This window comes from Thioclava sp. SK-1, from assembly GCF_001705665.1.
Taxonomy (GTDB): Bacteria; Pseudomonadota; Alphaproteobacteria; order Rhodobacterales; family Rhodobacteraceae; genus Thioclava.
The window spans coordinates 1-380 of the sequence record NZ_MDHA01000088.1 but is presented as its reverse complement, the minus strand read 5'-3'; the positions used below and the strand labels follow the sequence as shown (position 1 = coordinate 380).

1 protein-coding gene and 1 pseudogene are annotated in these 380 nt (G+C 53.7%); both read right to left on the bottom strand.

Annotation, left to right across the window (positions count from 1 at the left end):
- Positions 1-119 (bottom strand): transposase (locus BFP70_RS19005; RefSeq protein ID WP_066012554.1); only part of this gene is annotated, 119 nt, incomplete at its 3' end.
- 114 nt (positions 120-233) lie between these two features.
- Positions 234-380: pseudogene (locus tag BFP70_RS19000) on the bottom strand (IS3 family transposase); the annotation flags it as partial.

The window sequence follows — 380 nt, the reverse complement described above, 5'->3', positions numbered from 1 at the left end:
TTGTAAAACGACGCATCGCTCATACCATGATCGCGGCAAAGCTCGGCAACCCGAACACCGCCTTCGGCTTGCCGCAGGATCGCAAGGATCTGCGCCTCAGTGTATCTGCTTGTCTTCATTCAAAATCTCCTCGTTCATCTGGCCGAGAAAATTCTACTTCCGCATCCCCTTACTTTTGGGGGGATTACCGGTATTGAATCGCCGCGGGTTTACCGGAGACCTTTAGCTTCATTTCACGCGACCATATCGAGCACGTCGCGCTGTGCATAGAAGTTCTGTTCAGCCTCTGCTGGCGGTATGTTTCCGATAGGGCCGAGCAAGCGCCGGTGATTAAACCAATCGACCCAGCCGAGCGTCGCCATTTCCAGATCCTGCATGTT